General features: G+C 53.2%; 6 protein-coding genes and 1 pseudogene. 5 read left to right on the top strand and 2 right to left on the bottom strand.

Translation table 11 applies throughout. The features are described 5' to 3' along the window. Positions 1–558: 558 nt before the first annotated feature. From mntA to DW49_RS1000000133610, 3 genes and pseudogenes are all read left to right on the top strand, one after another. Positions 559–954 (top strand): type VII toxin-antitoxin system MntA family adenylyltransferase antitoxin, encoded by a 396-nt coding sequence (mntA, locus tag DW49_RS0108005; protein WP_005619874.1) that lies wholly within the window; start codon positions 559–561, stop codon positions 952–954. Then, positions 944–1,372, top strand: a pseudogene (gene hepT, locus DW49_RS01000000128190) (type VII toxin-antitoxin system HepT family RNase toxin). Before mntA ends, hepT begins: the two are co-directional and overlap by 11 nt. A 157-nt stretch (positions 1,373–1,529) precedes the next feature. Further along, positions 1,530–2,156 (top strand): DUF6988 family protein, encoded by a 627-nt coding sequence (locus DW49_RS1000000133610; protein ID WP_032616881.1) that lies wholly within the window; start codon positions 1,530–1,532, stop codon positions 2,154–2,156. Positions 2,157–2,488: 332 nt separating this feature from the next. Here the strand turns inward: DW49_RS1000000133610 and DW49_RS0107985 are convergent, their stop codons facing one another. Next, a complete protein-coding gene (locus tag DW49_RS0107985; protein WP_005619870.1) occupies positions 2,489–2,821 on the bottom strand; it encodes a type II toxin-antitoxin system RelE/ParE family toxin in 333 nt (110 codons plus the stop codon). Between the two features lie 2 nt (positions 2,822–2,823). Beyond that, entirely contained in the window at positions 2,824–3,084 is a 261-nt protein-coding gene (locus DW49_RS0107980; RefSeq protein ID WP_024420626.1) for a type II toxin-antitoxin system Phd/YefM family antitoxin, read from the bottom strand. Positions 3,085–3,318: 234 nt separating this feature from the next. On the opposite strand from DW49_RS0107980, the gene gvpU reads away from it, so the two are divergent. Then, positions 3,319–3,801, top strand: a complete 483-nt coding sequence (gvpU, locus tag DW49_RS0107975) for a gas vesicle accessory protein GvpU (RefSeq protein WP_003379032.1) — start codon at positions 3,319–3,321, stop codon at positions 3,799–3,801. Between the two features lie 312 nt (positions 3,802–4,113). Continuing rightward, positions 4,114–5,805 carry an NAD-dependent malic enzyme gene (locus DW49_RS0107970; RefSeq protein WP_005619862.1) on the top strand — a complete coding sequence of 564 codons (1,692 nt, stop codon included), beginning with the start codon at positions 4,114–4,116 and terminating at the stop codon, positions 5,803–5,805. Positions 5,806–6,000: the final 195 nt, after the last annotated feature.

Here is a 6,000-nt window from a genome sequence, read left to right as displayed (position 1 = left end):
TTGCAGGCTCGTATTGGTGTTGTGTGAGAACTCCAACAATACGGGCCTGTTCTCATAGGGATCAATAGGTTACGTCGAAACGGGAACAGACCCTAGCCAACGGTCTCATCGCATCGAATTTGATAAAGGCGATCTGATCTCCTTGCTTTGCTACATTGGATCAAGGTTTGCTTTGTTCAGGCGCTCGGCCAACGGGTCGACTGACGCAGTTGTCCATACTGGATTATGCTCAGCCAGTTTTATGTAGTACCAATCCGCTAGCGATGTAAGTGCTTTCCTGCTTCGACCCTTTGCCAAATGCCGCATAACACCTTGCATCCTACTCACATATATCAACATCCCAGGCTTGCAGCTCGAACAGTGGGCGCGCAGGGCTCTGCCGCCGTGGAACTGATCGCCAGATATGCCTCGCTAAGCCCAATCCTCATTTCTTATTAGGTGGGTTTCGTGGCGTGGATACGTTTTTTTGGGTTGTATACTGGTTTCCGGAAATGTTGAGCGAGAATCCGACCCCGGCTTCTGTTAGGGTCTGTCTCGGCAATATTTGAGACGTTGCGTATGAACACCCACAGCTTGCTCACACACCTGCAATCCCGATTGCCTGACCTATTGGCTGTCTACCTGTTCGGCAGTCAGGCGACCGGTCATGCCAACTCCGAAAGCGACCTGGATCTTGCCGTGCTTGTGCAAGGCACTCTCGATCCTGTAGCGCTGTGGCGTTTGGCGGGGGAAATCGCAGACATTGTTCATTTGCCTGTGGACCTGATCGATCTGCGCACCGCCTCGACCGTGATGCAATATCAGATCATCACCACAGGCCGCCGTCTTTGGTTTAAAGATGAGTCTGCGGGAGTCTTCGAGGCGTTTGTGCTCAGCGAAAAAACTTCACTTGACTGCGCAAGGGCAGGTTTGCTCGAAGATATACAGAAAAATGGAGTCGTTCATGGTCGATGATGTGCTCATTAATAAGGCAGCCTTCATTGAGCGCTGTGTGGCAAGGGTATGAGAGGAATACGAAAAAGACCCTGCGACCTTTGAATTTGATTTCACTCGTCAGGATGCTGCAATCCTGAATATTCAGCGCGCCTGCGAAGCGGCTCTTGATATGGGTCAGCATCTGATAAGACGTGAGGGGCTGGGCGTGCCACAGAGCGCCCGAGATGTCTTTGACCTGCTTCATCGTGGCGGGTGGCTCGCTCCATCACTGCTGCCGGTCATGAAGAATATGGTCGGTTTCAGAAATATTGCGGTTCACGAGTATCAAACGCTGCAGTTGCCCATCACTGTGGCGATCATTACCCAGCATTTGGGCGATTTTATTCTGTTCAGTTCGGCGATTTTGCGCAGGGATGTGGCCAGCCCGAACGGCTGAACGGCGTCATTTAGCGCGGTTTCGGTAGTCATGGTTTTTACCAATCGCACTTGGAGTGTTTCATGTAGATGCCACTCTATGGATTTTGATTTGATGGCAAAAAAATGCGTAGGGTAGGGGAGACAAGCAAGCACATTAACTCAGGACGAGAATCAGAATGGATAGTTTTCTGGACAGGTCAGATGAGCTCCACATCGAAATTCTGGCTTTGCTGGAAGGGGCGGAAGCCTTCCCCGGCATGCGCCATGAGGTGGCTCTTGTAGCCTGTGGCATAGCACTGGAGCACGCTCTAAGCCTTCGTCTGCTGGTAAGGACGCAATGCTTTACGTCAGCGCTGTCCATGATGAGATTGCAATATGAAGCACTTGCGAGGGGCGTGTGGCTCCTTTGTGCGGCTACCGATCTTCAGGTTCAGACACTCGCCTCACCATTGACTGTGGGTGCCGAGACGGCAGCCAGGAAAATGCCGATGTTCTCTACCATGCTCGAACAGGTCATAGAGAAGGCTCCCGCTCAGGCATCAACGATGCTGCTGAACTTCAAGGAAGTGAATTGGCATGCGATGAACTCGTTTGTTCACAGTGGCATTCACCCACTGCGTAGGCATGCAGAAGGCTACACGGCGGGATTGATTGAAAGTGCTGTGCGGAGCTGTAACGGTTTGAGTTTGATGGTTTTTCAGCTTGGCGTTGTACTGACTGGCGATCCGCGCTACAAAGGTGTTGTGCGCGCCATACAGGAAAAGTATCACCAGATCTTGCCGGGTTTGGTCTCACCGCTTTAATACAAGCAAAAAATCTGCGGTGTATAATCCCCTAATTAAAATTTATTGGCTGATGCAATTTTTCGTTATGATTATGCCCAGCCGGTTTTATGTAAGACTAATCTGCCAGTCGTGTAAGTGGTTTCTTGTTCAGACCCTCCGCAAAGTGTCACATAACAGTCGGTACCCTATATTGCAGATATCAAATTCAAGGTTTGCAACTCGAGCAATTGCCGCGCAGAGCATCGTCACATATCTGTGATCAGGTGACGCGGCGTGGAGCATTGGCTGCGTGGAAGCATCGTTGCTGCTGGTTCTGAGCCAAATGATTGGGTTCAGGTTTAGGTAGGGATTCAGATCTTTTGAGACAACACCCTTTTCATCAAATGCCTGCCAAAGTCTCTTTTGGTACTAATAAGTATTCGGACGTAGACAGTGGCGTCGTCAAACTCATAAATAACCCTGGTCTGTCTTACGAGTCTGGATTTTATGTTGGAAAAACCAAGTTGCTTTAGCTCTTCAATGTCAGTGCCGTGTTCGGGTTTTTTTTGAATATCCTTGAAGGCCGCTTTGTATTCCGCATTTACCGTTTTCCAGATGGAGTCTCCGAACTCGCTGTGCACATAAATCTTTATTTCTTTGAAATCGTCCTTGGCACTTTCAAGGATGACAATGTTTCTTGTCATTTTTAGTCATCCATCTCATCGAGAAAAGTGTTCGCGTCGCTGAATTTCCCTTCTTTGATTTCCTTGGTGCCCAACGCCAATAGCTTTAGTAAAGCGAGTGTCTCTTGTTGCTTTTCGTAGTCATGAATATCCATGACGACCATTTTGGGTTCGCCGTTCTGGGTGATGATTATAGGCTCAGGGTTGACAGAGAATTCCTTGACTATCTCGGCTGCACTCGTTTTTAGGTAAGTAATAGGCCTGATGTGGGTTGCTAGAGACATTTGAGGATTCTCTTCTTTGTTCGTCGTTGAAAGGACAGAATGAGGTCATAATTCTGTCCTGTCAACACGGCGGAACCGCCGGATCGCCACCTCGTCACCTCGAACGACTGAAAAAAGTCAGAATGATCAAGTCCTCATCACCCCATCCCAAACTATTCACCCCTCCCGGTTTCCCTTTCGCCCGATCTGATCTATACCTTGGGTTCAACGTTTTGTGAGGCGAGGAGCTATCAGATGTCGGACGTAGATCAAGTACAAAAGGCGCAACCTTCTCCCAGCCAGAGCCATGATGACGTGATTGCCCAGTTCAAGTGGCAGGGCAAGCAGATTGACTGGTTGCTGCAGTGGCTGGTCAAGTTTGTGGCGAACACCAAGGTGGAATTGGGGGTAACGTTGTCGGTGGGCGGGAATCTGGTGTCCGGGCATCTGATTTCTCATGACACCTATTTTGAACAGCTGGCAGACGACATTTCCGCACCGTTCAGCTCGTTTGGCAACGGCACTGACGCGACCATGAAGGAGATGATTCTGTCCTTCAAGCCGGGAGAGTCGTCGGAAGACACGCCGGCGTTCCACTTCATCCACCTGAAAGACTGCCGCACCTACTCCACAGACGGTAACCCGATCTGTGACGCAGGCGTGCTGTGGCGCGGTCGGATCTCGGCGGTCGATGGCTTTACCATCGGGCTGATTGCCGAAAAAGCAGACGCGTCCTGACGTCTCGAAGCCCTGACATTCGTCGGGGCTTTTTCATCAGGTCTCATTACCCCTTGTTGATGAGCCGTGGGCACGCGCCGGCTGTATAACGCTGTGTCGGCGATAGCGTCACTTAGCCACTCTCTGCGCGACAAAATGTCGCAAGCGGCCGTCAGGCGAGTAATATGTGCCCCCTGACCTCACCGCCGAATGGTTTTCGGCATGGCCTGATAGAGAACTGGCGACAAGAAAAAATAACAAGAACTGAGCCAGGCTGCCCGCCCCGGTCGACGTAAAGAATTAATGAGAAGACGAAAAAGGCGATTAGAGAAAATGACCACCACTTCGCGACCGTTGTACATTTCCTACGCAGGACCCTCACTGCTGGAAATGCCCCTGCTGAACAAAGGCAGTGCCTTTACCCCGCAAGAGCGGATCGAATTCAACCTGATCGGGCTGCTACCGCAGAACGTAGAGACGATCGAAGAGCAAGTTACCCGGGTCTATAGCCAGTACAAACAGTGCGCGAGCGACCTGGACAAACATATTTACCTGCGCTCGATTCAGGACAACAACGAGACCCTGTTCTTCCGCCTGCTGGACTCGCATCTGGACGAGATGCTGCCGATCATTTACACCCCGACGGTGGGGCAGGCGTGCCAGGAATTCTCCAAGATCTACCGCACGCATCGCGGCCTGTTCATTTCTTATCCTGAGCGTGACCGCATCGATGACATTTTGCGCAGCGCCACCAAGGACCGGATCAAGATCATTGTCGTGACCGACAGCGAGCGAATTCTCGGTCTGGGCGATCAGGGCATTGGCGGCATGGGCATCCCGATTGGCAAGTTGTCGCTGTACACCGCCTGTGGCGGTATCAGCCCGGCCTACACGCTGCCGATCGTGCTGGATGTCGGCACCAACAACCGCGAGCTGCTGGACGACCCGATGTACATGGGCTGGCGCCACGAGCGGGTGTCGGGCAAGGAATACGAAGACTTTATCGCGCTATTCATCGATGCCGTGCAGCGTCGCTGGCCGGACGTGCTGTTGCAGTTCGAAGACTTCGCCCAGTCCAACGCCATGCCGTTGCTGGAGAAGTATCGGGATGAGCTGTGCTGCTTCAACGATGACATTCAGGGCACCGCGTCGGTCGCAGTGGGCACGTTGTTGGCGGCCTGCAAGGCCAAGAATGAAACCCTTGGCCAACAGAAAGTGGTGTTTGTCGGGGCCGGTTCGGCCGGGTGCGGGATTGCCGAGCACATCATCGCTGCGATGCGTATTGAAGGCCTGAGCGAAAGCGAAGCGCGCAAACGTATTTTCATGGTGGATCGTTTCGGCCTGCTGACCGAAGGCATGGGCAACCTGCTGGACTTCCAGCAACGTCTGGCGCAGAAATCCGCCGATGTCGCCGGCTGGACGGCAGGCGCTGAGACCTTCCCGCAGTTGCTCGACGTGGTGACGCATGCCGGTGCCACCGTGTTGATCGGCGTGTCCGGGCAGCGCGGTCTGTTCACCGAGCAAGTGGTTCGCGAGTTGTACAAGCATTGCGCCAAGCCGTTGGTCATGCCGCTGTCCAATCCGACTTCCAAGGTCGAAGCCACACCGGAAGAGATCCTGCGCTGGACTGACGGCAACGCACTGGTTGCGACCGGTAGCCCGTTTGCGCCGGTCGAGATCAATGGCCGCACCGTGCACATCGCCCAGTGCAACAACTCCTACATCTTTCCGGGGATCGGTCTTGGCGTGGTGGCCTGCAAGGCATCGCGCATCACTGATCGCATGCTGATGGCGGCGTCCAATGCGCTGGCCGAATGCTCGCCGATGGTCACGGGGCAGGGCGATGCGGTTCTGCCGCCGCTCAAAGAGATCCAGCAGGTCAGCCGCAAGATTGCACTGGCTGTCGCCAAAGAAGCCCAGGCTGAAGGGCTGGCGCTGGAAACCTCGGAGGAAGCCTTGCTGGCGGCCATCGAACGCAACTTCTGGTTGCCGGGTTATCGCGCCTATCGTCGTCGCTCGGTCTGATCGAGCGCTGTCGAATTAATGGCACCTCCGCAAGCCTGCCTGCTTGCGGAGGCGTTTTACACCCGATCAATATGGGCTCATGCGAACGCATAGCTTCACTGTGAAATAAGCTTCATTCGACTCAAACGTTGCACGTTTTTCACATAAAATTGATGACACGCTGCTTAAAGTGCGCGCCATCGGGGGCCGGCTCCT

Source organism: Pseudomonas avellanae BPIC 631 (assembly GCF_000444135.1).
GTDB lineage: Bacteria > Pseudomonadota > Gammaproteobacteria > Pseudomonadales > Pseudomonadaceae > Aquipseudomonas > Aquipseudomonas avellanae.
This window is presented reverse-complemented; position numbering and strand designations above follow the sequence as displayed.